The 26620-nt window shown below is 61.3% G+C and carries 20 protein-coding genes and 1 tRNA gene; 9 read left to right on the top strand and 12 right to left on the bottom strand.

Annotated features, from left to right (window positions below; all coding sequences use genetic code 11):
* Positions 1-196: 196 nt before the first annotated feature.
* The 3 genes from MET49242_RS08720 to MET49242_RS08710 form a co-directional block, all read right to left on the bottom strand.
* On the bottom strand, positions 197-2650 hold the full coding sequence (locus MET49242_RS08720) for an arylsulfatase (protein WP_051134084.1): 2454 nt from the start codon (positions 2648-2650) through the stop codon (positions 197-199).
* 140 nt (positions 2651-2790) lie between these two features.
* Positions 2791-5109 carry a tetratricopeptide repeat protein gene (locus MET49242_RS08715; protein WP_144259531.1) on the bottom strand — a complete coding sequence of 773 codons (2319 nt, stop codon included), beginning with the start codon at positions 5107-5109 and terminating at the stop codon, positions 2791-2793.
* A 509-nt stretch (positions 5110-5618) separates the two neighbouring features.
* Positions 5619-5957 (bottom strand): HdeA/HdeB family chaperone, encoded by a 339-nt coding sequence (locus tag MET49242_RS08710; protein WP_036282386.1) that lies wholly within the window; start codon positions 5955-5957, stop codon positions 5619-5621.
* A gap of 346 nt (positions 5958-6303) precedes the next feature.
* Between MET49242_RS08710 and MET49242_RS08705 the strand changes: the two genes are divergently transcribed.
* Positions 6304-6726 carry an alpha/beta fold hydrolase gene (locus MET49242_RS08705; protein WP_051134083.1) on the top strand — a complete coding sequence of 141 codons (423 nt, stop codon included), beginning with the start codon at positions 6304-6306 and terminating at the stop codon, positions 6724-6726.
* A 139-nt stretch (positions 6727-6865) separates the two neighbouring features.
* On the opposite strand, the gene MET49242_RS08700 is transcribed toward MET49242_RS08705, so the two are convergent.
* Positions 6866-7366: an MEKHLA domain-containing protein gene (locus MET49242_RS08700; protein WP_084678945.1), complete on the bottom strand. Its 501-nt coding sequence runs from the start codon at positions 7364-7366 to the stop codon at positions 6866-6868.
* A gap of 313 nt (positions 7367-7679) precedes the next feature.
* Here MET49242_RS08700 and MET49242_RS08695 point away from each other — a divergent pair, with 313 nt between their 5' ends.
* The 3 genes from MET49242_RS08695 (at position 7680) to MET49242_RS08685 (ending at position 10317) form a co-directional block, all read left to right on the top strand.
* Positions 7680-8792, top strand: a complete 1113-nt coding sequence (locus MET49242_RS08695) for a glycerol dehydrogenase (protein ID WP_036287424.1) — start codon at positions 7680-7682, stop codon at positions 8790-8792.
* Between the two features lie 230 nt (positions 8793-9022).
* On the top strand, positions 9023-9568 hold the full coding sequence (locus MET49242_RS08690) for a DUF992 domain-containing protein (protein ID WP_036282384.1): 546 nt from the start codon (positions 9023-9025) through the stop codon (positions 9566-9568).
* A gap of 551 nt (positions 9569-10119) precedes the next feature.
* Positions 10120-10317, top strand: coding sequence for a hypothetical protein (locus MET49242_RS08685; protein ID WP_144259529.1), 198 nt, complete (start codon positions 10120-10122; stop codon positions 10315-10317).
* A gap of 325 nt (positions 10318-10642) precedes the next feature.
* On the opposite strand, the gene MET49242_RS08680 is transcribed toward MET49242_RS08685, so the two are convergent.
* Both MET49242_RS08680 and MET49242_RS08675 read right to left on the bottom strand, forming a co-directional pair.
* On the bottom strand, positions 10643-11353 hold the full coding sequence (locus MET49242_RS08680) for a L,D-transpeptidase (protein ID WP_036287420.1): 711 nt from the start codon (positions 11351-11353) through the stop codon (positions 10643-10645).
* A 181-nt stretch (positions 11354-11534) separates the two neighbouring features.
* Positions 11535-11610, bottom strand: a tRNA-Glu gene (locus MET49242_RS08675).
* Between the two features lie 115 nt (positions 11611-11725).
* Here MET49242_RS08675 and MET49242_RS08670 point away from each other — a divergent pair.
* Positions 11726-13579: an ABC-F family ATP-binding cassette domain-containing protein gene (locus tag MET49242_RS08670; protein ID WP_036287417.1), complete on the top strand. Its 1854-nt coding sequence runs from the start codon at positions 11726-11728 to the stop codon at positions 13577-13579.
* A 460-nt stretch (positions 13580-14039) separates the two neighbouring features.
* Here MET49242_RS08670 and MET49242_RS08660 read toward each other — a convergent pair whose 3' ends face one another.
* Positions 14040-14327 (bottom strand): GNAT family N-acetyltransferase, encoded by a 288-nt coding sequence (locus MET49242_RS08660; RefSeq protein ID WP_036287415.1) that lies wholly within the window; start codon positions 14325-14327, stop codon positions 14040-14042.
* Between the two features lie 101 nt (positions 14328-14428).
* Positions 14429-15982 (bottom strand): sulfatase-like hydrolase/transferase, encoded by a 1554-nt coding sequence (locus tag MET49242_RS08655; protein WP_036282381.1) that lies wholly within the window; start codon positions 15980-15982, stop codon positions 14429-14431.
* A 256-nt stretch (positions 15983-16238) separates the two neighbouring features.
* Between MET49242_RS08655 and proS the strand changes: the two genes are divergently transcribed.
* The 3 genes from proS to MET49242_RS08640 are packed head-to-tail and all read left to right on the top strand — an operon-like array spanning position 16239 to position 19560.
* Positions 16239-17582, top strand: a complete 1344-nt coding sequence (gene proS / locus MET49242_RS08650) for a proline--tRNA ligase (RefSeq protein WP_036282380.1) — start codon at positions 16239-16241, stop codon at positions 17580-17582.
* On the top strand, positions 17579-18871 hold the full coding sequence (locus MET49242_RS08645; RefSeq protein ID WP_036282378.1) for a lipoprotein-releasing ABC transporter permease subunit: 1293 nt from the start codon (positions 17579-17581) through the stop codon (positions 18869-18871). Before proS ends, MET49242_RS08645 begins: the two co-directional genes overlap by 4 nt.
* 5 nt (positions 18872-18876) lie before the next feature.
* Positions 18877-19560, top strand: coding sequence for an ABC transporter ATP-binding protein (locus tag MET49242_RS08640; protein WP_036282376.1), 684 nt, complete (start codon positions 18877-18879; stop codon positions 19558-19560).
* Positions 19561-19564: 4 nt separating this feature from the next.
* On the opposite strand, the gene MET49242_RS08635 is transcribed toward MET49242_RS08640, so the two are convergent.
* A complete protein-coding gene (locus MET49242_RS08635; protein ID WP_036287412.1) occupies positions 19565-20140 on the bottom strand; it encodes a hypothetical protein in 576 nt (191 codons plus the stop codon).
* 364 nt (positions 20141-20504) lie between these two features.
* On the opposite strand from MET49242_RS08635, the gene MET49242_RS08630 reads away from it, so the two are divergent.
* Entirely contained in the window at positions 20505-21206 is a 702-nt protein-coding gene (locus MET49242_RS08630) for an enoyl-CoA hydratase (RefSeq protein WP_244430768.1), read from the top strand.
* Positions 21207-21213: 7 nt separating this feature from the next.
* Here the strand turns inward: MET49242_RS08630 and MET49242_RS08625 are convergent, their stop codons facing one another.
* The 3 genes from MET49242_RS08625 to MET49242_RS08615 form a co-directional block, all read right to left on the bottom strand.
* Positions 21214-23505 carry a bifunctional diguanylate cyclase/phosphodiesterase gene (locus tag MET49242_RS08625; protein WP_036282370.1) on the bottom strand — a complete coding sequence of 764 codons (2292 nt, stop codon included), beginning with the start codon at positions 23503-23505 and terminating at the stop codon, positions 21214-21216.
* A 25-nt stretch (positions 23506-23530) separates the two neighbouring features.
* Positions 23531-24469 (bottom strand): crotonase/enoyl-CoA hydratase family protein, encoded by a 939-nt coding sequence (locus MET49242_RS08620; protein WP_051134082.1) that lies wholly within the window; start codon positions 24467-24469, stop codon positions 23531-23533.
* A gap of 304 nt (positions 24470-24773) precedes the next feature.
* Entirely contained in the window at positions 24774-26120 is a 1347-nt protein-coding gene (locus MET49242_RS08615; protein ID WP_036282369.1) for a multicopper oxidase family protein, read from the bottom strand.
* Positions 26121-26620: the final 500 nt, after the last annotated feature.

The raw sequence follows: 26620 nt of genomic DNA, 5'->3' as shown, positions 1-26620 counted from the left end.
GCAGCGGCGCGGAATCTCCGGATTGCCTCGAGCCGCACTTATGCGGCAGGAGGGCGTCGTCGGCATGAATAACGATTGTGGGCGCGCCTTCATGCTCGATCAAATTCCGCGAATTTGGATTCGCCGAATTTGCCCTCCCATCATGTCTTGTCGCGCGTCCGAGCGGAAAATCGCCCACACTTATCCTGAACGAGTTTTAATCCGCGATTGCCTTCGCCGCCGCGCCGTACTTTCGCGCTTTTTCTGCGTCGTCGATTTCAACCTTTTTCCCCGGCTTCAGCTCGACCGTAACCTTCTCGATCACGCCCGTGAATTCGGCAGGCGACTTATAGGTCTCCGTCACGGGTGTGCTTTTGTCGGCGCCGACGTCAACGCCGTCTTCCAGCGAAAAGGCGCAGCATTGCGTCTCCTCGACGCGTCCGCTCGCGACCTTTTCATCATTCACGTAAAGCGTAGCGTTTCCGCCTTTTCCCAAGCCGCCGCCATCATAATCGAAGTCTAGGCGGATGGACGACCTGCCTGCGCGGAGCGGCTGTTTCGCGGCGACGACGTAATGACGAAGACCGACGAAGTTATATTCGTAAGTCGGTTTGCCGTTCTTCAGATAGACACTCCAGCCGCCGAAGCGCCCGCCTTGCGCCAGGATGACGCCATTGGCGCCGGACTTCGAGACATTCACATCTGCGTTAATCGTGTGAGAACGGTTTTTCACATTGATGAAGGCGTTTTCGGAAATGCCTGTCATTCCTTGATAAACAGTCAGCGAGGCGCGACCGGCCATGAGGTCGGGGCGTCCGACCAGACCTGCATTGAAACGCTCCGCGGTCCGGTCGTCGATGGGCAGCACGGAATATTTGACGGCCTCCCTCATGAAGAGGTCCTGCAGTTCCTTCAGCTTCTCGGGCTTGTTCGTCGCGAGGTCGTTCACGAGACTGAAGTCGCCGCGCGTGTCATAGAGCTCCCATTTGTCGTCTTCGAGCTTGGCGCGTGGCTGATATTCCCAAGGCGCACGGTGGACAGTTCCGGCGATCCAGCCATCGTGATAGATCGCGCGATTGCCAAACATTTCGAAATATTGCGTGGTGTGACGGTCGGCCGCCCCGGCGTCCGCGAATGTGTAAAGCAGGCTCACGCCTTCGATCGGTTCCTGCAACGTGCCATTGACGCTCCTGGGTTCGGGCAGGTGAGCCGCCTCCAGAACCGTCGGCGCGATGTCGATGACGTGATGCCATTGCGAGCGCACCTCGCCTTTCGCCGAGACGCCCTTTGGCCAGTGCACGACCATGCCATTACGCGTGCCGCCATAGTTCGACGCGACCTGCTTCGTCCAGGTGAAAGGCGTGGCGCCTGCCACCGCCCAGCCCGCGGCGTAATGATTGTAAGTCTTGGGACTGCCGAGTTCGTTATAGTGCTTGAGCACGTCCTTGACGCTTTCCGGGACCATGTTGAAATAGGTCGACTCATTGTAGAGGCCGGCCATGCCGCCCTCGGCGCTCGCGCCATTGTCGCCGACGATATAGAAAATCAGCGTGTCGTCGAGTTGCCCAACGAATTTGATCGCATCGATCAACCGCCCGACTTCCGTATCGGCGTATTCGCCGAAAGCGGCGAAGACTTCCATCTGACGCGCGAAAAGCTTCTTTTCATCCGCTGTCAGCGCGCTCCAGTCCTTTATGGCTTCCGGCTTCGGCGCCAGCTTCGTATCCGCCGGAACGACGCCGAGCTTCTTCTGGCGCTCCAACGTCTCTTCGCGCAGCTTATCCCAGCCCTGATCGAACTTGCCCTTGTATTTCGCGATCCATTCTTTCGGCACATGATGCGGCGCATGGGTGGCGCCCGGCGCGAAATAGATGAAGAAGGGCTTATCCGGCGTCAGCGACTTCTGGTAACGCACCCAGGCGACCGCCTGATTCGTCATGTCGGTCATGAAGTGGTAGTTGGGGTCTTTCGGCGTTTCTATCTGGTTCAGCCCGTCATAAATGAGCGGCGACCATTGATTGGTCTCGCCGCCGAGGAAGCCGTAAAACTTGTCGAACCCGGAGCGTATCGGCCAGCGGTCGGTCGGACCCGAAGGACTCAGTTCCCACGCCGCCGTCTCGTGCGATTTTCCAAAGGCCGCCGTGCTGTATCCGTTCAGTCGCAGCATCTCGGCGAGCGGCGCCACACTGTTTGGGCGCTGTCCGGTTTGTCCGGGAAAAGCGGTGGCTGTTTCAGTGATGGAGCCCATATTGTTCATATGGTGATTGCGGCCGGAGAGCAGCGCGGCGCGGGTCGGCGAGCAAAGCGCCGTCGTGTGAAACTGATTGTAACGCAGCCCCGCGTTGGCGAGGCTTTCGACAGTCGGCATATGGATGGGACCGCCAAAAGCGCTGGACTGTCCGAAACCCATATCGTCGATCAGCACAATCAGCACATTGGGGGCGCCTGTGGGCGCCCTCACCTCGAACCGAGGCGGCGGCGAGGCGTTGCGTGCGTCCATTACCGTGCTGTGCGGATATTGAGGTTCGGGAATGGGCAACACCGTGCGATCCATCGGCGTAACGACTTGCGTGGGCGCGAAAGCGGACTGCGCGGCGAGGGGAGACGCGCCGGGGAGCGCAAATGCCAGTATGATCAGGAAATTTCCCAGATTACAGATCGAGATGTTCATGGAGACGATCTCCCTCGCGCCCTACTCGATAGTAGGACGGGATGTGACACGCAGAATGGAGCCACGGCGTCGAGACAACGTCAAGCGCAGATGCAGCGGGCGCGGGACGGCCAATCGAAACTTTCTGGGTTTCGTGCGCCCTATCGGTGATCCTTGAGCTCTGCAGCAAGTCGCGCGATTTCCGCGTCGTCGGGCGCCATCTCGGCGAGCGTGCTCGCCACGGGCGCGGCGCGCTTTACATCCTCGGCCTGAATCGCGTCCTGCAACTCGAGTTGCAAAATATCCATGTCGTAAGGAAATCGTCGCAACGCCTTGTCGAGAAGCGCGCGGGATTCTTGCTCGCGTCCCAGCGATTGCAGCGCGACTATATTCACATAGGCGTAGCGCGACTCGTCGGGCGCCAATTCGACGGCGCGGCCAAGCTCCGAAATCGCTTCGTCATATCTCCTCTGCCGCACCAGACTCAAACCCAGCGCGTGATGGCCGGCGGCGGCGTCGGGAGAAATAGCAATCGCCTTGCGCAAAACCTGTTCGCTTTCCGCTTCCTTTCCCTGCCCGCGATAAAGGTCTGCGAGATTGACGGATAGCGGCGCCGCAGCAGGTTCGAGCTTCAGGCCTGCGAGATATTCCGCCTCGGCTTCCGCAGGCTTGCCACGACGAAGGAGGAACATTCCAAGATTGGCGCGCCCCTCCGGCCGGTCTGCAATCAGCCTCTGGCTCGCTTCATATTCAGCCCAGGCCGCTTCGAGACGCGAGGCGTCTTCCTTCGAAAGCGTGTCGGCAGGCTGGTCCGCCAACGCAACCGCCGCCTCGATGCGAATGGCGCGCACAGGGTCCGACAATAGAGGTTCCACACGACGCCAACGCTGATCGAGCGGCAGTGATGGCGACAGCGCGCGCACCGCGGCCATGCGCACAATAGGATCAGGATCAGAGAGCGCCTTGTTCGTCGCCTGTTCCACCGACATCGAGGGCAATCTTTGCGCTTCGGAAATTGCAGTCGCACGCGCGACGGCGGGCGTCGATGCGTCGTTGGCGAGTTTCAACAGAAGTTCTCGCGCGGACGGCTCCCCCAACCGCGCCTTGTGAAACGCCTCCGCCCAGTGCTGATAGCCCTTGCGAACCGGCCCATGCCATTGCTCGATTGCGTTCGCCGCCCAGCTTGCGGATCTATCCTTATGGCAGGCGTTGCAGCTATTTGGCGTGCCGAGCGTAACGGAAAGGTCGGGTCGCGGAATACGGAAAGAATGGTCATGACGCTCATCGACGACCATGTAGGTACGCGCGGGCATGTGGCATGAAACGCAATCCGGCGCGCCCGGCCCGCTCTTGTGGCCGGTATGCGTCGCAGAAGAGAAGCGTTCTGCTTGATGGCATTGCCCGCAAACGTCCGCGCGCGCGGCCTTTAGCCTGCCCGAATGCGGATCGTGACAATCGCTGCAATTGACGCCCCTCGCATACATCAAACTCTGTTTGAAAAGATGATCATTGAAGACTTCGTCCTTCATCTGGCCGTCGTCCTCGAAAAGATCATGGGTCAGCAATGCAGGCGCATGCGTGTCCTCGAGCGGCTTGCCGGGGCGCCAGTCTTCAGTGAGCTGGCCACGTCTCGAATGGCAGCGAGCGCATAATTCCACTTCGTCGCCAATCGGGCGCGACGCAGATTGCGCAGGGCTGCCGGTCTTCTCGTCAGGCGACCAGTCGATATGGGGTCGACGCGCATGCGCCGCTGCGAAACCCTGGTTTTTCGCGAGTGGATTGCGAGCGCCTTTCGCCCAGTCGACATGACCAGAGGCGCCCCCGTGGCAAGCTTCGCAGCCAACGCCCAACTCTGAGAAGCTGGTCCGAAAGCGATCCTTCTTCGCGTCATAATTTTTGTGTAGATCGGACGTGTGACACTCCGCGCACATGAAGTTCCAGTTCTGCATGGAGCGGGTCCAATGCAGCGGATCGGAACTCGGCGTCGCCTGATCGGGGTAGAGATGGAACCAGCGCTGGCCGCCAGAGTCCTTTGGTCGCGTATCCCATGCCCAGGGCAGGGCCTGCAGGCGCCCGTCCGGAAAAGTCACGAGATATTGCTGCAAGGGCTCGACGCCGAAAGTATGACTGACCTCGAAGCGCGCCGTCTTGCCGTCGCGCCCGTCCGTTTCGACGACAAAACGGCCGCCGTCACGGAGGAATTTTCCTTTCGAGCCGTGGCTTTCGGCCGTCGCATTGTTGAAGTCGCCGCGCACGGTCTCCGTGGTCGCGGGCGCCATCGCAGCTGCGTGATGGGACTTTTTCCACGCGGCGCTCTCCGCCGGGTGACAGCCGGCGCAAGTCTCTGAACCTGCATGAGACGAGCCCGGTGACGTCGCTGAAGTCTGCTGCGCCAATGCGCTGCATGCGGGTCCGAAGAAAATCCATAGCGCAGCGACGATGAAGGCCACAACTCGGGAAATCTCTTGCGCGATGGTCATATCATTCCCTGAAACCGAGTATCTTCGCGCGTCGTTCAAATACGCGACGAGTCATTCTCACTCGCCTGTCGACGCTTGCAAAGAGCGATCGAGACTCTCCCCCCGAGAAAATCGAGGCTGAACGAAGCCGAACGAGGCAGCGCGGCTTGTTGAAGCGAAGCCCCCGACCCGTTATGGCGACTGGAAGGCCCTTTTTTCAATGGAAATCGTCGCGAGGCTCTTTGGCGTCTGGCGCGACCTTGTCAAGAAGCTACGCGCCCCTTTTCAGTTCAATCTGCGGCGTAACCCCTCGGAATGTGCGCAGCATAATTTGAAGAAATGTAGCGACCGGCTTCTGGAACAGCCATTTATAGTTGCGCCGACGCAGCCGATTGCACCTAAATGACTGTTGTCAAAAAAGGAATACCGGCTAAGTCCGACGGGAAACCGACAGCGCCGCTGCGCAACCTTGCGCGGCGGCTTTGTCGTCGGCAATCGAATCCCGACTGTGGGTTCGTCGCCGGTTTCGATTACTGCTTGTCGCGCTCTTCCTTGAAGAGCACGTCGAGCGCATGAATGATCTTTTGATCACGATGCGCCTTACAGTAGACGATCAGCTCGTGCTCCAGACCCTTCGAGCGGGTCATGTGATAGTAGTGCTTCTTCGCGAGGCCGTTGTACCAACCGGAATACCAGAATGCGAGGGCGTTGGCGTCTTCCTGATAGGTGTTTGCGAGTTGGTCGCAGGTGAGTGCTTGAACATCGAGATAGCCATTCTTGTCGACATATGTGTCGAGCCCGACGGCGGCTGAGGCCGACTCAGCCATGATCGAGATCATGGCTGCAACGGTCAGAGTTGCAAAGCGCATATTCTTTCTCCCACTCGTGTGCGGTGAATTTTTGACATTCCACAGCTATGGTCCGGCGTGGCCAGCCCGTCCGACTGTTTAGCGATGTTAGAGAAAAGGGGCTATCCGCTTTTTGATAGACGAAAGCATATTTTCATTTGACGACAGGTGCGCCGATTAATGTAAACAGGCGACGCTCTTCTGTTTCGTGGCTAGCCTTTCACATCATAAGAAATCACATCAACCGAATGGCGCGCGGGGCGCCTCGAGATTCGGCCGTTACGACGACAAATTGCGTCAGGACACAATGCATTCGCCAAAGCGCATGGCGCTGTCTTGAAGTGGAGTCGGAAAACGATTGACTCCGATGATGCTCAACTCACGCTCTATCATCACGAACGACGATGTCTGCCTGCACTATCTGACAGCCGGACGCGGCAGACCCATGGTTCTTGCTTTGGGCTGGTCGCAAACTGCGGCAATGTTCACGCAGTTGCTGGATGATCTATCAAAAGACTACACAGTCATCGCCTTCGACATGCGCGGTCATGGCGCGTCGGAAAAGCCGGATTGCGGCTATCGCATAGCATGGTTCGCCGCCGATGCGGCTGGTGTAATTGCCAAGTTCGACCTCGACGGCGCGATATTGTTTGGCCATCCGATGGGGTGCGCGGTCATATCGAGCTACCTCGAAATGTTCGGCAGAGATTGCGTCTCCCGACTGGCGCCCATCGACCAGGCGCCTGTTGTCACGGCATGGCCGGATTGGAGCGACTGTCGAGATTTTTGAAGAGCAGGAAGGAGACAGTCATATCATGTGACTCGAAAACCCAACGAAATTCCTTCGTTCAATCCGCGCATTTCTCGCGTGACGCATTGGGAGAAGCGATTGCGGACGCAATGTCATTTTCCCAAGCCTTCGATCTCCATCAGGACAAATATGTCCAGCGCGGAAATGTCGCCGCCTGACCCAGCGCTCGACCGGACGAGTCCGTCACATTCCAGATCGTCACGTCATGGATGTTGAAGCGCCGACCGGTCGCACTGATACGAACGCCTTCATAAGCGCTGACATATCCCTTGCGGGCCGTTTCCGCCAGCAGGCGCTCGCGCGATTCCCTCAACATCGGCTCGGCCGTCAATCGGGACGGGGTGGAGACGAGATCCTCCGGTGTCATTTCCCATAAGAGCAAGGCTTGTCGGTTGCCGTAATTGAGAACAGGATCCTGTTCGGTTCCGTGCGACACCACTACGAAGGGCGCAAGAAACAGGCGCTCCGCCTCGTCGTGCGGGTCACCGCCTCTCTCAATCAACTCCAGGCCAGTCCGTTCACGAAACGAATCCAGTAGCGCCGCTGAATGCGCTATCCATCGATTCAGGAATTCGGCGGGCAAAGAAGCGGCGGCTGGCTGTTGGTCATAGTTGGACATTCTTCGATCAGTTCCCAGTGTTGTCTTTCAGCGTGGCGAGGATCGCCGCGGATCCCACTCGCTTCCCGGTTCGCAACAGGGGCGGAACCGGAAAACTGTCGAAGCGGCAAAGAGGACAAGATTATTGATGAAGCGCTCTCAAGTCACGCTTTCGGCCCACCCTCGAAAAATTTGTCGTCGCCGAATTCCCGAGTCAACGCTGATAAGCTTGTCAAAGCGTTGACATTTTATCAATGGAAACTTCGACGCCTATCTTTGCGTAAGGCGATGGCGTAGCATCTGTGGCGATCCCCTCGTGGAGGACGGCGTCGCCATGCTCAGTGTCTTTTGTTCACCGGCGCGTTATGTGCAGGGACGCGAGGCAACGCGATTTCTCGCCTCGGAATTGCAGAGATTGGGTCTTGTCGGCAAGACGCTCATCATCGCAAGCCGCAGTCCACGCGAAGTTCTCTTCCCCGTCTGGCAAGCGACATTTTCTGTCTGTGAACTGAGTTTTGAAATTCTCGATTTTGGCGGCGAATGCTCTTTTGTGGAGATTGCGCGCGGGAAAGATGAGGCGCGTCGGGTCGGGGCATCGCTCATTATCGGCGTCGGCGGCGGGAAGGTTCTCGATACGGCGAGAGCCGTCGCGAGCGAGCTCTGCTTGCCCATCGCATGTTGCCCGACGACGGCGTCGAGCGACGCTCCATGCAGCGCATTGTCCGTTGTTTACACCGAGAAAGGCGTCTTTGAAAAATGTCTCTATTACCGGCGAAACCCGGATCTTGTCCTCGTCGACACGAGCATTATTGCAAAGGCCCCGGTTCGTCTGCTGATTTCAGGCATGGGTGACGCGCTTGCGACCTATTTCGAGGCGGAGGCCTCGATCCGCGCCCATAAGAAAAATGTTGTCGGGGGATCGAGCACGCTCGCGGCCGCCGCGATTTCAGAACTTTGCTACCGCACTTTGTTGAAGGATGGCGTCGCTGCGGTTGCCGCCGCTCGGGCTGGCGTGGTGACTCCCGCTTTCGAGCGTATCGTCGAGGCAAACACATTGCTATCGGGTCTAGGTTTCGAGTCGGCCGGCCTCGCAGTCGCGCATTCGGTGCACAACGGGTTGACGGCCGCTCCCGAAACGCATGATCGACTTCATGGCGAGAAAGTCGCCTTCGGAACGCTTGTTCAACTTGTTCTGGAGGGCAGGGACTCCGGGCTCCTGAACGAAGTCTTGGGCTTTTGCCTTTCGGTCGGATTGCCGACGACGCTTGCGGAACTCGGGCTGGAGGCTATGTCGATGGAACAAGCCCGCGCGATTGCGGAGCGGGCGGTCGCCGAAGGCGAGAGCGCGCACAATGAGCCTTTCGAGGTCACCGCTCAAATGGTGATGGATGCGATGTTCGCCGCGGACAGTTTGGCAAAATCAGTGAAGGCGGGAGAGTGCGTGTAACGCGCTCGTGTCGCGTGATGGCGGGAGACTTGGGCGCTTTTGTGTACAACCAGTTTGTCGGTTTAAAGCGCGGCTGTAAGTAAGATTTACATTTGCGCGGCGGGAGAGTTGTCCATCAGCGTCATGATCGGCAATCTTTCGAAGGCGCAGGATGCGCCCGTGAACTGAAATTTGCCGCAATCCGGCCTCTATTAGCGAGGATCGGTTCGCTCACTTTCAAGAGGTATGCAATGTCCTTCTCATGGCTTTCTGGCCGTCTCTGCGCTGTTTCGCTGATCGCCGCGTTGGTTCCGATGGCTGCGTCGGCGCAATCGGCGAAAGTCGGTTCGCTGGTGTGCCATATTTCCGGCGGCGTCGGGATGATCCTTATGGAGAACCAGGCGCTCGACTGCGTGTATCAGGATGCGTCGGGCGCTCCGCCTCAGCATTATATCGGCCGTCTCACCAATGTCGGCTTGAACATCGGAATCAGCGGTCCGGGGCAGCTTGTGTGGGGTGTCGTAGCGGCCACGAACAGTGTGGCGCCGGGCGCTCTCGCCGGCGACTATGTCGGCGCCCAGGGCAATGTCGCTGTCGGCGCCGGCGCAGGGGGCGCGGTGCTCGTTGGCGGCTCCAACAAGACGATTTCGCTGCAGCCGATTTCTGTCTCCGCGGATACGGGCCTCAATCTCTCGGCCGGAATCGGCAACATCAGCCTACAGTATATGCCCGTAACGCCGCCCCCGCCTGCGGCCGCCGCTGCGGCTCCGGCTCCGCGCAAGAAGGGCCGCCATTGAGCGCTGGCCGCTCAATAGTCGCTGCATAAGCCGCGCCCCCGCCGCCTGTTTTCAGGCGGCGGGGGCGCCTCGCGCTCTGATGGTTGATTGCGGTGCGAGAGAGAGCTGACAGTCGGCAGGAGTCCTCTCGGAACGCGTCGGCGATACTGCGCGTTCGGTCGTGCAGGAGGGCAATGCTACCCGCTCCTCTGGTGACGCGGTTGCGTTCTGCGCGGGAGTGTCTTCGTTGTCTGCGTAACTTTTTCAAGTCGCTAAAAAATAGCCCGGGCGCGTTCAGCGCTCGGGCGGCCTCAATCTTGGAATCACCGCTCGCAACGTGTCCGAGCGATAAAGCCTTTACAGACCTTGCACCGCCGCCGCAGCATTAGCGACGATGATCTCGGTTCCGATCGAAAATTAAGCAAGCACTGCCGCTGAAGCTTTTTATCCCGGAGGCCAGCGGACGAAACCGCTCTGAGCGTGAGCCAGGACGACGCGCGCGCCAACTGGGAGATTGAAGCGGTCATTGGCTGTTATGGTGATAACGATCATCTCGACAAGGCGCTGGCGGCATGACCATGCAGGTCAACAAGGTTTATCGTGTCATGACGATCGATCGCGGCGCTGGACAACTTGGCGAAAGCGTCGACTTACTTCACGAAGTCGTGAATGGAGTGGACATGGAGGAGGCGAGCATCGCATGGAAAGAAATCGTCTCGCCCATGCGACCGGCGACCCAATCAACGCCATCCTCGCCCCGCCGGCTATAACTTCCGGCGACTGCTCGCATGGCGGGCGCTTTCGTAGGCGCTCTTCCTTGCCAGACCGGGTCCCGCGACTCACTCAGAAAATCATCCCGTCGCCGCGTAATCAGCGTTCTTCACAAGCGACGGGCTAACCCCATCCTGCTTTCGCGTTCGTCGGCCATGTCCGGTAACGCCTTTTCCTTATGACGCTGAATTCCGACTGGCTGAAATTCGCGACGCATTGATTTCATTGGCGCATGGCAGAGGACAAAAAGAGTAAACTTCTCCCGGTGGACCGTCGTCTTCCGAAGCCCTTTTAACGAACTGACAAGGGGGGTGTCGCCGTTGGTTATGCCGGCAGCATGACCACCTTCGTCTTGACCGGCGTTCGCGAATAGAGGTCGAGCATGTCCTGACTGAGGAGGCCGGTACAGCCGCTCGTAATGGCGGTCCCGATCGTCTCTGGGTCGCTCGTGCTGTAGATCGTGAAGACTGTGTAGACGCCGTTTTTATAGAGATAGAGCACTCGGGCGCCGAGCGGATTGTCGAGCCCTCCCGGCATGCCGGCGGCATATTTGCGCGCTTCCGGCTGGCGTGCGATCATCTCCTTGGGCGGCGTCCAGACGGGCCACTCGGCCTTGCGTCCGACATAAACTTCACCGTTCCACCGGAACCCGGGTCGGGCGACATTGGCTCCATAGCGGGTGGCCTTTCCGTCGCCTTCGATGCGGTAAACAAAGTAATTGCCGGGATCGACGATAATCGTGCCGGGCGCCTCTTTGGTGTCGTAGCGCACTGTCTGGCGCAAAAATTTCGGATTTATCTTGCTGATATCAACCGCCGGGATCGGGAACTTCTCGTCGGGGACCAGCGCGTAGAACTTCGCCGCCTCGGCGCGCAGCATGTCGTCTGACGACACACAACCGGCGAGCCCCAGCGCGCCGAGTCCGGCCGCGGAGCCGGACAGAAACGACCGGCGGTTCAGACGCCCCGACTGAAGTCCAGGCAGAGCCCCCTCGATTCTTTCGCCAGTATCGGCAATCCCATCGCCCATGATCATGATTTCGGAGTTTCCCATGTCCTGTCGCCCGGCCAGAGAATGCTCCGGCACTTACCCGCTGAACGTCTTTGCCGAGCTTAAAATGCCATCACTTGCTTTCGGGTATGTGAACGTCGGCGTTTCTCGGTAATGAGTCAGGACTCTTTCGTCCGCACGGGGAAACAGCGGTTCCCCGGAAACTTGGCGCGCCCAAGGGGATTCGAACCCCTGTTTTCGCCGTGAAAGGGCGACGTCCTAGGCCTCTAGACGATGGGCGCGGGCCGCTCGGCCGCGTTGCGGCGGAGCGAGGGCTGTATAGATGGGCGCGGGGCGCAAGACAAGCCCTTGCCGACCGTTTGCGCGCGCGAGCCGGAGGTCCTAAAGCTCGCGGCGATGCTGACCGTCAATGATCTCACTTACCGGCTGGGCGACCGCCTGCTTTTCGAACACGCCAGCGTGTTTCTGCCTGGCCGCTCGCGCGCGGGGTTCGTTGGCCGCAACGGCGCGGGCAAGACCACGCTCTTTCGGCTCATATGCGAGGAGATCGCTCCCGAATCAGGAACCATCTCGCTCCCGTCGCGCACACGCCTCGGGCGGGTCGAGCAGGAGGCGCCGGGCGGGCCGACCAAGCTCATCGACTTCGTGCTGGCGGCCGACATCGAGCGCGCCGAACTTTTTGCGCGCGCCGAGACCTCGCATGACGCGCATGACATCGCCGAGATACAGACGCGCCTTGCGGATATAGACGCCCATTCCGCGCCCGCCCGCGCCGCGGCGATTCTCCATGGCCTCGGCTTCGACGCCGCCGCGCAGCAGCGTCCATTGTCGGAGTTTTCCGGCGGCTGGCGCATGCGGGTGGCGCTTGCGGCAGTGCTGTTCTCCCAGCCCGACCTGCTGCTCCTCGACGAACCGACAAACTATCTCGATCTCGAGGGCACGCTCTGGCTTGTCGACTATCTCTCGCGCTATCCGGCGAGCGTGCTGGTCATCAGTCACGACCGCGATCTGCTGGATGACGTGGCGACGCATATCCTGCATCTCGAGCGCGGCAGGCTGACGCTCTACAAAGGCGATTATTCCTCATTCGAGAAACAGCGGCGCGAGGCGCAAATTCTTGCCGCCAAGGGCGCCAGGAAGGCGGAGGAGCAGAGGAAACACCTGCAGGCCTTCGTCGACCGCTTCCGCGCCAAGGCCACCAAGGCGCGGCAGGCGCAGTCCCGTCTCAAGATGCTCGAAAAGATGGAGCCGATCGCGGCGATCGTGGACGACAGCGTTTTGCCGATCCATTTGCCGTCGCCGGAAAAGCCGCTGTCGCCGCCGATCATCGCGCTCGACAAGGTTTCCATCGGCTATGGCGAGCGTGTGGTGCTGTCGCGGCTGACCCTGTCGCTCTCCAACGACGATCGGATTGGCCTGCTGGGCGCAAACGGCAATGGCAAATCGACCTTCGCCAAGCTGCTCGGCGGGCGCCTTTCGCCCATGTCTGGGAATATGGTGCGGGCGGCGAAGCTGGAGGCGGGGTTTTTCGCCCAGCATCAGGTGGACGATCTCAACGAGCAGGACACGCCCTACCTCATTTTCTCGCGGCTGATGCCGGACGCGCCAGAGGCGAGGGTGCGGGCGCGGGCGGCGCAGACGGGTTTTTCCGGCGCGCGCGCCGACACCAGGGTCGCGCATCTCTCTGGTGGCGAAAAGGCGCGGCTGCTTCTCGGCGTCGCCTCATTCAACGCCCCGCATCTGCTGATCCTCGACGAGCCGACCAACCACCTCGATATCGACAGCCGCGCCGCGTTGATCGAGGCCATCAATGAATATGAGGGAGCGGTGGTGCTGGTCTCGCACGACCGCTATCTGCTGGAAGCCTGCGCCGATCGCCTGTGGCTCGTCGACGGCGGCACGGTGAAGGCCTTCGACGGCGATATGGATGAATACGCCAGGCTGGTGCTGTCGAAAACCAAAGGCGAGGAGCCGAAACGCGAAGCGCCGCCCCAAGCGTCGGCGCCCGAGGCTCCGCGACGGCGCGACGCCGGCTTTTACAGGCGCCGGCTTGCGGCGGCTGAGGAAAAAGTCGAAAAGTTCACCCAGCTCCTCGCCCGTGTCGACGAAGCGCTCGCCGCTCCCGACGCCTTTTCACGTAATCCGCAGGAAGCCTCGAAGCTCGCGGCGCAGCGCGAGGAACTGGCGAAAGCGCTGGCGGCGGCCGAGGAGCAGTGGCTGGAGCTGGCGGCCGAAGCGGAAGGGTCGTGAGCCTGTCGCGAGCCGCAGCCGCCGGCTCGGGAAAAATCGGATGCGACAAGTTGCGCGCCACCGCGCCCGCGGTCGGCGCCGCGGCCAAAGCGCTACGGCTTATCCGCCGTTCAGTAGTCGCCGCTTCCGACCAGAGGATGGATGCCGCCGGAGCCGCCGCGACTTTGGCGCTGAGCGGGCGCCCGCTTTTGTTTTGCAACTTGCACGATCGAGTCCGCTTTCGACAGCGAAACCGAATTATGGCTGAGCGCCGGCAGCGCTGAGGCCGGGGGCGCGCAAATCGCGCAAATGAATATCGCTGCAAGAAAATAACGCATGTCGTCGCTCCTTCGGGGCGAGGGGCTCTCGGGGCCGCCATATACTTAACACATATTGTCTCCGTCGTGGAGGAAGAACTCCCCTTACGGCCGGTCCGACGGAACCGATGCTTGGGCGCTTTGCTTTGCGCGGTCCTTCGTCTTCATCCCGCCAGATCCGCAAACTCCGGGTGCCGCTTCAGATAGGCAATCACGAAGGAGCACGTCGCACGGACCTTCAGCCCGCGCTCGCGCGCCGTCAGCAGCGCTTCATGGATCAGCTTCGATGCGGCGCCGCGTCCCTGCAGGGCGGGAGGCGTCTCGGTGTGAAAGAAGGTCATCACGCCGTCGTCGACACGATATTCCGCGAGAGCGATAGCCCCGTCGATTTCAAGTTCGAAGCGGCTACGCGCGGGATTGTCGCGCACAGCGCCGAAATTCTTCTCGCTCATCCTGTCCTCCTGCCGGCCCATGATCGTCAATCGGAGGCGGGGGGTCAAAAGGAAAGGCCGCGGGGTCGCCCGCGGCCTCGAAAGGGCATTGGCGGACCAGACTATTTGGCGCCCGCGCCGCGTGTAACCGCTTCCATCACGCGGTCGAGGTTGAAGCTGCCCGGCTTCTGGCGCGGCGGAAACTCCTTGAAGCTTTGCAACCATTGCCCGACGTATCCGGCCGCTGGCGCGATCATGAACATGCGATCGAGATACCATCGCTGGTAGCCGACCGCGTTCTCCTCCTCCGCGCGCTCGAACGGGTCCATGCGCAGATTCGTCAGCAAAGGCGCCCGCAACTCCTCGAAGGGCGTCTGCCAGACCTTCAGGCCAACCGCGTTTTGCTTGAGGAATGTCACTTTCATGTTCTGGTAGCGCATTGCGGCGACGGAGCCGTCGTCGGTCCAGTAGATGAACTCCTTGCGCGGCCATTCCGCCTCGCCTTTCAGCGCCGGCAGCAGATTGTAGCCGTCGAGATGGACCTTGTAGTTGCGGCCGCTGATGCGCTTGCCCTTCAGCAGTTCGGATTTGATATCCGGGTCCCCCGCCGCCGCAAGCAGCGTCGTCGCCATGTCCTCATGGGCGGCGATCTCATTGCTGATCGTGCCGGGCTTGATCACGCCCGGCCAGCGGATGACCGTCGGAACGCGATAGCCGCCTTCCCAGTTCGTATTCTTCTCGCCGCGGAACATGGTCGTGCCGCCGTCGGGCCAGGTGAAGGTCTCGGCACCATTATCGGTCGAATACATCACGATCGTGTTGTCTTCGATTCCGAGCTCCTTCAGCTTGGCGAGCAATTGTCCCACCATCGCGTCGTGCTCGATCATGCCGTCGGCATAGACCCCGAGGCCGCTCTTGCCCTCGGATGCGGGCTTGAGATGCGTGAAGATGTGCATCCGGGTCGAGTTCCACCAGATGAAGAAGGGCTTGTCCTCCTTCACGGCCTTCTCCATGAAGCCGAGCGCCGCAGCGGTGGTTTCCTCGTCCACCGTCTCCATGCGCTTGCGGGTCAGCGGACCCGTGTCCTCGATCTTGCCGCCGGCGAAGCTGTGAATGACGCCGCGCGGGCCGAATTTCTTCTTGAAATCGGGATTTTTCGGATAATCCGGGTTCTCCGGCTCTTCCTCGGCGTTCAGGTGATAGAGATTGCCGTAGAACTCGTCGAAGCCGTGGTTCGTGGGCAGCATGTCGTCGCGATCGCCGAGATGGTTCTTGCCGAACTGGCCTGTCACATAGCCAAGCGGCTTGAGGAGCCCGGCGATGGTCGGGTCTTCCTTCTTCATGCCCTCCGGCGCGCCGGGGAGGCCTACCTTGGTGAGGCCGGTGCGAATTGGCGACTGGCCGGTGATGAAGGCGGCGCGGCCGGCGGTGCAGCTCTGCTGGCCATACCAGTCGGTGAACATCGCGCCCTCCCGCGCGATGCTGTCGATGTTGGGCGTCCGGTAGCCCATCATGCCGTTATTGTAGGCGCTGACGTTGAACTGGCCGATGTCGTCGCCCCAGATAATGAGAATGTTGGGCTTTTTCGACGTTTGTTGCTCGGCGCGAGGAGCCGATGATGTAATGATTGGAGAGACGAGCGTCATAGCAGCCAGTAATATATACGCTTTCTTCATAAGATTGACCTCCCCCGAAGCAAGTGTTGACAATAATAGCTCGCTTCATCATGGATGGGCATAATATAGGCTGTGTGTCCGGCCTATCGATAAAAAGTTTAGGCCTGTTCCGGGATGGTGAAGAAATCCGCTCACTTGCGTTTTCCCTCGCGACGGGCTTCAACGGCCCCCGAGAGCGTGAGCCTCGCGCCGTTTCCTTTAGCGGCGGACGGGCTATGCTCGCCCACCTTTCCGATTCGCCCGACTGGAAGACGACATGCGCCTGTCCCGATATTTCCTGCCCATACTGCGCGAGACGCCGAAGGAAGCCGAGATCGTCTCGCACCGGCTGATGCTGCGGGCGGGGCTCATCCGGCAGGAATCGGCCGGCATCTACGCATGGCTGCCGCTCGGACTGAAAGTTCTCAACAATATCACGAGAATCATTCGGGAGGAGCAGAATCGCGCCGGGGCAATAGAGTGTCTCATGCCGACGATCCAGTCGGCGGACCTCTGGCGCGAATCAGGCCGCTACGACGCCTATGGCAAGGAGATGCTGCGCATCACCGACCGCCACGACCGCGAGATGCTCTTCGGCCCCACCAATGAGGAGATGATCACGGAGATCTTCCGGGCCTATGTGCGCTCCTACAAGGACTTGCCGCTCAATCTCTATCACATCCAATGGAAGTTCCGCGACGAGGTGCGCCCGCGTTTCGGCGTCATGCGCTCGCGCGAATTTCTCATGAAGGACGCCTATTCCTTCGACCTGACGGCGGAGGCCGGGCGCCATTCCTACAACAGGATGTTCGTGGCCTATCTGCGCACCTTCGCGCGCATGGGTTTGACCGCCATTCCGATGGCCGCCGAATCCGGCCCGATCGGCGGCAATCTGAGCCATGAGTTCATCATCCTTGCCGAGACCGGCGAGAGCGAGGTCTTCTGTCACAAGGACTTCCTGTCCTTCGCGCCGCCGCCGGCCAATGTCGATTTCGACGACGCGCCCGCGCTGGAGGAGATCGTCGGCAAATGGACGAGCCGATACGCCGCTACGAGCGAGATGCACGACGCCGCGGCCTATGAGGCTGTGCCCGAAGCCTCGCGGGTTTCCGCCCGAGGCATCGAGGTCGGCCATATTTTCTACTTCGGGACGAAGTATTCCGAGCCGATGAAGGCCGTCGTCAACGGCCCGGACGGCAAGGAGGTCGTCGTGCAGATGGGTTCCTACGGCATCGGCCCGTCGCGTCTCGTCGCGGCGATCATCGAGGCGGGTCACGACGAGGCCGGCATCGTCTGGCCGGAGCAGGTCGCGCCCTTCCATGTCGGCGTCGCGGATCTCAAGGTCGGGGATGCGAACACCGGAAGGGTTTGCGGCGACCTCGTCCAGCAGCTCGAAAACGCCGGGCTCGACGTCTTGCATGACGATCGCGACGAGCGCCCCGGCGCGAAATTCGCCACGCTCGACCTCATCGGCCTGCCCTGGCAGATACTCGTCGGGCCGAAGGGCCTCGCCGAGGGCAGGGTGGAGGTGAAGCGTCGCCGCACCGGCGAGCGTGAGCTGCTCTCTCCCGAGGACGTCGTCGCGCGGATCGTCGAGGCGGTCAAGCAGGCGCGCGCATGAGCGACAGCGCGGAAGCCGTTACGTCGACGGCGAAGGGCGCCGGGGCCTTCTCGGCCTTCGAATGGATGGTGGCGTTGCGCTATCTGCGCGCGCGCCGCGCCGATGGCTTCGTTTCGGTCATCGCCGGTTTCTCGTTTCTCGGCATCATGCTCGGCGTCGCGACGCTGATCGTCGTCACCTCGGTGATGAACGGTTTCCATCGCGAGCTGATGGACAAGATCATGGGCATCAACGGCCACGCGTTCCTGCAGGCCGTCGAGACGCCTTTCACCGATTGGGACGACGTCGCCGGCAAGACCGAGAAAGTTCCGGGCGTGAAGCTCGCGATTCCGATGGTCGAGGGTGCGGCGGGCATATCGACGCAATTTGGTCAGTCGGGCGTGCTTGTGCGCGGCGTGCGTGAGAAGGACATCATGCGCCTCCCGGGCGTCACCGGCAATGTGAAGGATGGTTCGTTCAAGGGTTTCGACGCCGGCGAGAGCGTTGCGATCGGCCAGCGTCTGGCGGAGAATCTCGGCGTCGCCGTCGGCGACAAGGTGAGCCTGCTCATCGCCAAGGGCGCGCAGACGCCTTTTGGCGTCGCGCCGCGCATCAAGGCCTACAAGGTTGCGGCGATCTTCTCGATCGGCATGTCGGAGTTCGACAACGTCTTCGTCTATATGCCGCTTGCCGAGGCGCAGGCCTTCTTCAACAAGGACAATGAGGCGACGGTCGTCGAGGCCTTCGTCGACGACCCGGAGCAGATGGACGCCTTTCGCGCAAATCTCGAAAAGGCGGTCACGCGGCCGATCATCGTCACCGACTGGCGACAGCGCAACAAGACCTTCTTCGACACGCTGCAGGTCGAGAAGAACATACTCTTCATCATCCTGACGCTGATCGTCATCGTCGCGGCCTTCAACATCATCTCCGGCCTGACCATGCTGGTGAAGGACAAGACGCAGGACATCGCCATCCTGCGGACGATCGGCGCGACGCGGGGAGCGGTGCTGCGCGTCTTCCTCATCATCGGGGCGTCGATCGGCGTTCTCGGCACGATCGCGGGTTTCGTGCTCGGGCTGCTGCTCGCCAAGAATCTCGATTCGATTCGCGTCCTGCTCAACAGGACGCTCGACGCCAATCTGTTTCCAGCCGAATTTTATTTCCTCTCGCGACTGCCGGCCATCGTCGATTCGCGTGAAGTGACGATGATCGTCGTCATGACGCTGGTCATCGCCATTCTCGCCTCGATCTATCCCGCCTGGAAGGCCGCCTCGCTCGACCCGATCGAAGCGCTCCGGCACGAGTAAGCGCAATGACCGAAGCCGTCCTCGAATTGCGCAACATCGCGCGCCATTACCGCGAAGGCGAAGCGCGGCTCGACATTCTCGTCGACATCAACCTGTCGATTTACCCGGGCGAGACGGTGGCGCTGGTCGCGCCATCGGGCGCCGGCAAGTCGACCCTGCTGCATATCGCCGGACTCCTGGAGCGGCCTGACGGCGGCGAGGCGCTCATCAATAATGCGCCGACCTCGCGCATGAGCGACGCGGAGCGCACCGGGCTGCGGCGCTCGGCGATCGGCTTCATCTATCAGTTTCACCATCTGCTGCCGGAGTTCTCGGCGCTCGAGAACATTGCGCTGCCGCAGATGATAAACGGGCTCGATCCGAAGGAAGCGCGCGCTCGCGCGCAGCAATTGCTGGATTATCTGCGTCTCGGCGCGCGCGCGTCGCACCGGCCGTCGGAACTTTCTGGAGGCGAGCAGCAGCGTGTCGCCATCGCGCGCGCGGTCGCCAATGCGCCGCATCTTCTTCTGGCTGACGAGCCGACGGGAAATCTCGATCCGCGCACGGCGGAGCATGTCTTCGCGACGCTGATGGCGCTCGCCCGCAACACCGGGCTGGCGGCGCTGATCGCGACGCATAATCTTGAGCTGGCGGAACAAATGGACCGCCGCGTAACATTACGCGACGGTCGCATCGAGGACTTGCCCTGAAGCCTCAGGCCTTTGCGGCCGGCTTCTTGTCGACGAAGGCCTTCTTGTACCAGAGGCCGAAGCCGACGAGCGCCAGAGCGCCGAAGAAGACGGCGATGGTGAGGTCCTTGGTGGCGGTCAGGCCGACCGAGAAGGGGAAGCGCGCGACATATTCCTTGGTGCCGTCGTCGCTTCTGGCCTTCACGATGCCGATATATTTCCCTTCGTTGACGAAGTTGTGGTCGAAGGTCAGCGTGCCGGTCCTGTACTTCTTCGGCGCCGAATAATATTCCGTATTGGCTTCGAGATTCTCGTTGTCATCCTTTTGGCCGACGTCGCGCAGCACGCGCATCTCGAGATTCATGTCACGCAACTCGTCCTGCTGGGCGTCGAGCGTGATGATCGTCGGGCCGGCGTCCGGAATGTCGTCGCAGAACTGCTCGCGTGACTTGGCGGGCTGATAGCCGGTGAAGCTCATCGTGTCCGGGCCGATCTTCATCAGGCACTGGCCCTGGTTGGACCCCACGTCGCCATGCGCGTGAGCCTGCGCCACCCATCCGAGCGTCGCCATCGTCATGACGGCGAGAAAGCGCATCTTCATTCCTTTTCTCCCTTTCGAATAATTCGGCCGCTTCTTTTTCTGCCGAGCGGTTTTGGTCTCCAATCGACGCGCCGTTGGAACATGCGCCCCGAGACGCTCCCAGCTGACAGACCGCCCGCCGAGGCGCCGTCGGCGCGACGCGGGGCCGGGTAGCAGCTGAAAGTTATCTTATATCAAGGATCGCCGCCTGTCCCGCGACCTTCAGCCACACGGGGGCCTCATTCGGACCGCGCGCTTCTTTGGCGGCAAGTCCGAATGATTAAAAAATTTAACGATATTTAACGAAAATTAACCGCTTTTACGGGTTTCGGATTAATGCTTAGTTTACGCTGTCTTCAGCCGTTCCGCCCCCCGGAGTCGAGGCATGACCGTAGTTTTTTCCAATGATTCTAGGTTGTTGCTGGAAAATCTGCCTGACGCTGCAGCGCAGCTTCCGGGCGTTCGTCAGGTCTGGATGAGGCAACACGACGCGATCGTGCTGTCAAAAACGCACGCCGGTTTCGACAAGGCGGGCGTCGAAACGATCTCGGCTCTGCTCGGCTCCATCACGAGAGGCGAATATGGCGCGCTGAAGTTTCTGATTTTCGATTTTGCTCATGGGCCCGGGGCGGCTTCCCCGGCCGCCGAAGGCTTCGCCGCAATGGTCGCCGCGAATGCGGAGTTGATTGTCGATACGCCCGTCATCACGCTGGCCTGGGCGCGTTCGCTGATGAGCGGTGCGGATTTCGATTTCGCCATGCATTGCTCCGCAATCGTCGCGGAAGCCGGCGCGAAATTCTCGTTCGAGGGCGAGCCCTTTGAATTGTTCGGGCTCTATGCGGCGCTCGGCCGCCGAATCGGCTTTGTGAAGACCGAGCGGCTGATCGAGAGCGATTCCGTCATTGGCGCGGAAGAGGCGCGTGAATTGATGATCGTCAAGGATGTCGTCGAGCCGCAGCCCGAGCTTGCCGCAATCGACGCCTATCTGCGGCTGTTCGGCCGACGCTATAATGCGTCGCATGCGATTTTCCGCGCCGAACGCATGGCGCAGCCGCCCATCGATCGCCGCGCGCTGGACCGCCGGTAAAAATCGGTTACGCCGCGCTCTCGAGGCGCGGCGCGTCTTGCCAATGGGCGAGATGCGGCGCGAGTTCCTCTATCGGGCGCGGTTTGCTGTACAAGTAACCCTGGATGAGGAAGATGTTCTTGCTCGCCATGAAGGCGAGCTGGTCATGGTTTTCGACGCCCTCTGCGACGAGGTCTATGCCGAGGTCACGTGCAAGCAGCGATATCGCGCCGATGATCGCCTGCGTTTTCGGCGAATCGATCGCCTGCCGCGCGAAGGACTGGTCGATCTTCACTTTCTTCACTGGGAAACGGTCGAGGTAGCCGAGGCTGCTGTAGCCCGCGCCGAAATCGTCGAGCGAGAGACGGACGCCCAGCGCGTCTATCGCGCGCACCTTGCGTTCGACGTCGTCCGTTTGCGCCATCAGCGTCGTTTCCGTGATCTCGAGTTCGAGCCGGTCGGGCGACAGACCGGTTTCGCTGATTGCCGCAGCGATCGTCGTGACGAGATCGGTCTGATGAAACTGTCGGGGCGAAAGATTGACCGCGACGCGAACATGCGCCGGCCAGGCCATTGCGTCACTGCACGCTCGCTTCAGCGCCCATGCGCCGATGTCGACGATCAGTCCGGTTTCCTCGGCGACCGGGATGAATTCGACCGGCGAGACGAGGCAGCGCTCGGGGTGGCGCCAGCGCAAGAGCGCCTCCATGGCGACGACCGCTCCGCGGCGCGAGTCGACGATCGGCTGATAATGGACGATCAGCTGATCGGCCTCGAGCGCATGACGCAGTTCCGTCTCGATCTCGCGCTTCCTGCTCAGCGCCTCCTGCATCTGCGGCGTAAACCAGACCGCCGTTCCGCGTTGACCGGACTTGGCGCGGTACAGCGCCAGATCGCTGCATTTGAGCAGGCCGATGGGCGTTTCCGAGTCCTGCGGCGCCGCCGCGACGCCGATGCTTGCGCCGATGCTGATCGTGTTGCCGTCGATGAAGAATGGGCGGTTCATCTCCGCGATCATTCGCTGGGCCAAAGCGTCGATGTCGGGCAACTCCCTCGTGGCGCGCACGAGCACGCAGAATTCGTCGCCGCCGAGACGCGCGACCATGTGCGGCGCGGGCGCGCAGGCGCTCAGACGCGCCCCGACGCTCGCGAGAAGCTGGTCGCCGACGGTGTGGCCGAGCGTGTCGTTGACCTCCTTGAACCGATCGAGATCGATATTGATCAGAGCCGCCTTCAGGCCGCGCTCGTTCAGCTGGACAAGGTTTTCGCCGAGCGTGTCCTGGAACTGATAGCGGTTGGGCAGGCCGGTGAGATCGTCGAAATGGGCGATGCGCTCGATTTCACGCAGCGCGCGCTGTTGCGCCGTCACGTCCTCGATCACGGTGATGAAAGCGTTTCCCTCTGCGCGCTCGCAGTGGAAGTCGAAAAAGCGCTCGCCGATCTTGTGGGTGAATACATTTGCGTGCGGCATGGCGGCGTGGCGCTTCCACCTTTCGGTGAACACGGTCGTCTCGACGGAGGACATGGCGACGCTTCTGCCAATCGCATGCGCCAGCGCCTCGAGCCGGATGGGGGTCGTCGCCGCGACGATGCCGAAAAACTCGATCACGCGGCGATTGACGACGGTGATGTTAAGCTCCGAGTCGCCCATGCACAGGCCGTGCGTCATCGAGTTGAGCGCCAGGCTGAATTTCTGCCGCTGGCGCGACGCGTCGCGACCATTGCGCAGCGCCGACTCGAGATGGCCCTTCAGGAATTTCGTCGTCTTGAAGACCGACAGCGCTCCGAAGATCAGAAACGCCGAAATACCCCAATACCAGACAGAAAAGCTGAAAAACACGGTGATGGCGAGCGGCATGCAGGTGCCGACCACCTGCCAGAAGACGATATTGGGCCGCGCGGCATTGCGCGCGGCGAGATTGCCGGTGACGCCGGTCATGATGATCACGCCGTAATAGCCGATCATCTCACTGTGATGCTGACTGAACAGGATCGCTGTGGAAAACCCCAGCAGGGCCATGAAGCTCACGGCGCCGATCGTATAGCGATGCTCCCATTTGCGCGCGTCGCGGCGGCGCTCCGCAATGGGGGTGTGGTTGTGCGAGAGGAGGACGTGGATGCGATAGGCGCCGATGCAGGACATCAGCGCGACGAGCGCAAGGTAGGTCGCTTCGCCGGTCGAGAGCCAGGCGATCATTGGCGCGAGCAGGCCGAAGACGATCCCCGCGATCAGGGTCTCCGTCGTGTCGAACAGCGTCTCGACGAGGTCGGCGTAGATTTCCGCCTCGGCGGAAACTCTCTGGTTCGTCAGAGCCTGCATCAATATCCGTCCATTTGTCGCGCCGTCACTCCGAACAGGTCTTTTCGAGAGACTGCCCGGACGTCCGGTGGCCAATCTCGGCCGCTGCTCCGGACAGCCGGCGCTGCGCGCGGACCAGACGGTCCATGTGGCGCAGGTCGCGGTCGTCAATGCGCGCCGAGCATTCCGCCCAGAGCTCCGTGATCCGGATGAGTTCGTCGTGCGTCACGGGGTTGCAGCGTCGTCGCGCCTCGGCGATGGCGCGTCGACGACGCCAGCGTTTATCTCCGTCCTCGCGCATCCACTCCACGGCCGCGTCCTTCACGCGGCCCGTCGGCGAGAGCGCGTCGATGACGTCGAGCTCATGCATCTGACGACCCGTGTAGGTCCGCCCCTCCATGATGATCTGCTGCATCAGCGCAGGACCGACGCGGCGCGTGAGCATCGTCACCGCTCCCATCCCGGGGAATGTATTGAACATCACCTCCGGGAGTCCGAAGACCGCGTCTTCCTCGGCGATGATGAAATCGAAGGCGAGGGCGGCTTCGAGCGCGCCGCCGAGGCATTGACCGTGTACGGCGCAAAGCGTGACGATCGGCAGGTCGAGGCTTTGGGAATAGCTGTAGACGAGGTCGACGCAGGCGTGCGCATAGGTCACGAGCGTCGACAAATCATTCCGCCGGATCGCCGCAGCGAAGGTTGCGAGGTCGCCGCCGAGGGAGAAGACGCCCGGTCGTTTCGACGCCATGACGAGATAGCGGAACGGATAACGGCTCGTGGCTCCGCTCTGGTGCAGCGCGCGCAGCGAGTCGCGCAGTTGCAGAAGTTCGACGAGCATCGTGAGCGTGTAGCAATGCGGCGCGTCGGCGCGGTAGCTCATCCAGATCGACCGGGTTTCCGGCTGGTAGTCGATATCCAGCGTCTCGAACCGCCAGCGCGGAAATTCGGCGGGGTCCTTGGGGCCTCGAAAGACGATCCCTGTCATCGCCGGGATTCCGCGGAAGGGCGCGACGAGCGGGAAATGAGCCGAGCGCTTTCGCCATCGGCGTCAGGCGCGGAGGCTGTCGGACATCGGCGGGCGGCAATGTAGATGCGCATGTATTCGTCCGGTCGGCGATTTTAGGCGACTGCTGTCAACAGTTGACCTATTTCGCGAAAACCTAAACCGCTGGTTGAAACTCTGGCGCTCACTGAATCGACAGTGCCTCATAATGCTGAAAAAAAGGCAAAAATCTCCCCAATATTTCAACAGGATGAATTTTTATTGGGGACGATGGCGCAATTTCACTCTAGTCAGCCTGGAACCAGCTCGCGAGGCCGGCGGCTTCGTGTTCGAGAATATCGTCGTGAATCGCCCATTTTCCGGGGCTGTCCGGGATGAAAGCGACATGCTTGGTCTTGCCCGCGGGCACGATGACCCCATTGCGCCAATAGGGCTCCCACCCGTCGTCGAGGTCGTGCAGCAGGCGCATGCATTGGCCATGGACATGCATCGCGAGCGGGTTTTGTGATTTGTTGACGAAACCGAGCGTCACCGGCGTTCCGGCGGGGACCCGAAAGAGCGGGGCGCCTTCATAGCCTTTGGTCACGGCGCCGTTGATGGTCCATCCGGCGCCGGACTGCTCCTTGCGCGGCGCGATGACGAGATCGACCTTCCTGGCGTTTGCGAGCTTGATCTCCGGCGGCAGCGACGGGTTCTGCGGCGCCGCCGCGATGGGCGGGCGCTTCTCCGTTCTGGCGCCTTTCGCCGTAGCGATAAGAAGGTCGCTGTCGGCTCCGTCCGGCCCACGCAGGATGACGCGCGCCTTGGCGCCCTCGGTCTCCGGCATGTCGAACATCAGCTCGAAACGGGCGCCGGGCGCGACGGGGATGCTGCGTCGAACGGGCTCGAACGCGTCGCAGGGCTGGCTGTCGATGGCGATGACGAAGGGTTTCACCCCATCGAAGGTCAGGATCATGATCCGCGCATTTGCGAGATTCGCGAGGCGCAGGCGGACGCGCGCCCCCGGCGCGAAGTCATGCGTCGCGGGAGCCGCCTTGCCGTTGACGGCAAGGAGGGGACCGGTGCGACCGGCGCCGCGCGCTTCGGCGTCGTCGTCGAAAGCGCCGCTGATCTTGCCCTGCGCGTCGAGCCGCCAGTCGTCGAGGACGAGCAGCAGGTCCGCGTCGGCGGAAAGGGGCGCGGGCTCGTCGACGAGCATCAGGCCCTTGAGCCCGCGGCCCATCAACTCGGGCGTCTTTCCGTAGACGCTCGGACGGTAGCAGAAGAGTCCGTGGTCGGGCAGCTTGCGGCGGTAATCGAAAGAGTCGCCCGGAGCAACGGCGGGCTGCGTCAGCGGCGCGACGCCGTCCATGGCGTTGTCGCCGCGCATGCCGTGCCAGTGAACGCTCGCGGGCAGGTCGAGCTTGTTGACGAGGCGAACGGCGAGTTCATCGCCCTGCCTGAAGCGCAGCAGGGGGCCGGGCGTGACGCCGTCGAACCCGAGAATGTCCGTCTCGCCCGTTGCGGCGATCTTCGCCGTCCCGGCCCGCGCCTCCAGCACGCGGGGACCGGCGGGCGTCTCGGCGCGGGCGGGCAAGGTCACGAGGCTTGCGGCGACGCCGGTGAGAAAGGCGCGGCGGGAAGGCGAGGGCATGGGCGGCGCTCCGCGTTGGACCGCGCGGGGCGGCGGCGATTCCCCCTATGGCTCAGTCGCGGGAAGGGGGCAACCGTTCGCGGTTTCAGCGCGGCCTCTCGACCGTGCTCCGACGTGCAGCCGTGGTTGTCGACTCAAGGTCGCTTCTCGCCCCTGTTCAAAATCTGCGCCTGTCCGCCCCTGGCGTGTTCCTAGCAATCATTCAGGCTAATACTTATCAAGAAATAAATGTAAGCTTGGCAACAATCATGATCAAAATGTCAAGTTTCAGTAGTATTTATTTAAAAAATATTTACGCATCGGAACTTAGTTGAATGTCTACAGTTAATTGAGCGTGATGGAAGTTCATGATTTGGGGTAATGAGCTTTGGCTCTGCCTTCATTTCCTCTGACGTCTGACGGGAAGCGCAAATAATAGCTTTGCAGTGCTTCGGCGTCGGGACTTCTCAGTCACAGGCATCGCTCAACCTGACCGACCGAGCGTAATGCGAGAGGGTAAG

This window comes from Methylocystis sp. ATCC 49242 (assembly GCF_000188155.2).
Classification (GTDB): domain Bacteria; phylum Pseudomonadota; class Alphaproteobacteria; order Rhizobiales; family Beijerinckiaceae; genus Methylocystis.
Note: the sequence above shows the minus strand (reverse complement) of the source record. Positions and strands in the feature narration are given on the sequence as shown.

Bases quoted from the DNA above. Each gene is read 5' to 3' on its own strand.
- MET49242_RS08715 (WP_144259531.1), bottom strand. From the start codon at position 5,109: ATGACCATCGCGCAAGAGATTTCCCGAGTTGTGGCCTTCATCGTCGCT.
- MET49242_RS08695 (WP_036287424.1), top strand. From the start codon at position 7,680: ATGCTCAGTGTCTTTTGTTCACCGGCGCGTTATGTGCAGGGACGCGAG.
- MET49242_RS08705 (WP_051134083.1), top strand. From the start codon at position 6,304: ATGATGCTCAACTCACGCTCTATCATCACGAACGACGATGTCTGCCTG.
- MET49242_RS08640 (WP_036282376.1), top strand. From the start codon at position 18,877: ATGACCGAAGCCGTCCTCGAATTGCGCAACATCGCGCGCCATTACCGC.
- MET49242_RS08690 (WP_036282384.1), top strand. From the start codon at position 9,023: ATGTCCTTCTCATGGCTTTCTGGCCGTCTCTGCGCTGTTTCGCTGATC.
- MET49242_RS08670 (WP_036287417.1), top strand. From the start codon at position 11,726: ATGCTGACCGTCAATGATCTCACTTACCGGCTGGGCGACCGCCTGCTT.
- MET49242_RS08660 (WP_036287415.1), bottom strand. From the start codon at position 14,327: ATGAGCGAGAAGAATTTCGGCGCTGTGCGCGACAATCCCGCGCGTAGC.
- MET49242_RS08635 (WP_036287412.1), bottom strand. From the start codon at position 20,140: ATGAAGATGCGCTTTCTCGCCGTCATGACGATGGCGACGCTCGGATGG.
- MET49242_RS08685 (WP_144259529.1), top strand. From the start codon at position 10,120: ATGACCATGCAGGTCAACAAGGTTTATCGTGTCATGACGATCGATCGC.
- MET49242_RS08680 (WP_036287420.1), bottom strand. From the start codon at position 11,353: ATGATCATGGGCGATGGGATTGCCGATACTGGCGAAAGAATCGAGGGG.
- proS (WP_036282380.1), top strand. From the start codon at position 16,239: ATGCGCCTGTCCCGATATTTCCTGCCCATACTGCGCGAGACGCCGAAG.
- MET49242_RS08615 (WP_036282369.1), bottom strand. From the start codon at position 26,120: ATGCCCTCGCCTTCCCGCCGCGCCTTTCTCACCGGCGTCGCCGCAAGC.
- MET49242_RS08700 (WP_084678945.1), bottom strand. From the start codon at position 7,366: ATGTCCAACTATGACCAACAGCCAGCCGCCGCTTCTTTGCCCGCCGAA.
- MET49242_RS08645 (WP_036282378.1), top strand. From the start codon at position 17,579: ATGAGCGACAGCGCGGAAGCCGTTACGTCGACGGCGAAGGGCGCCGGG.
- MET49242_RS08720 (WP_051134084.1), bottom strand. From the start codon at position 2,650: ATGAACATCTCGATCTGTAATCTGGGAAATTTCCTGATCATACTGGCA.
- MET49242_RS08625 (WP_036282370.1), bottom strand. From the start codon at position 23,505: ATGCAGGCTCTGACGAACCAGAGAGTTTCCGCCGAGGCGGAAATCTAC.
- MET49242_RS08620 (WP_051134082.1), bottom strand. From the start codon at position 24,469: ATGACAGGGATCGTCTTTCGAGGCCCCAAGGACCCCGCCGAATTTCCG.
- MET49242_RS08630 (WP_244430768.1), top strand. From the start codon at position 20,505: ATGACCGTAGTTTTTTCCAATGATTCTAGGTTGTTGCTGGAAAATCTG.
- MET49242_RS08710 (WP_036282386.1), bottom strand. From the start codon at position 5,957: ATGCGCTTTGCAACTCTGACCGTTGCAGCCATGATCTCGATCATGGCT.
- MET49242_RS08655 (WP_036282381.1), bottom strand. From the start codon at position 15,982: ATGAAGAAAGCGTATATATTACTGGCTGCTATGACGCTCGTCTCTCCA.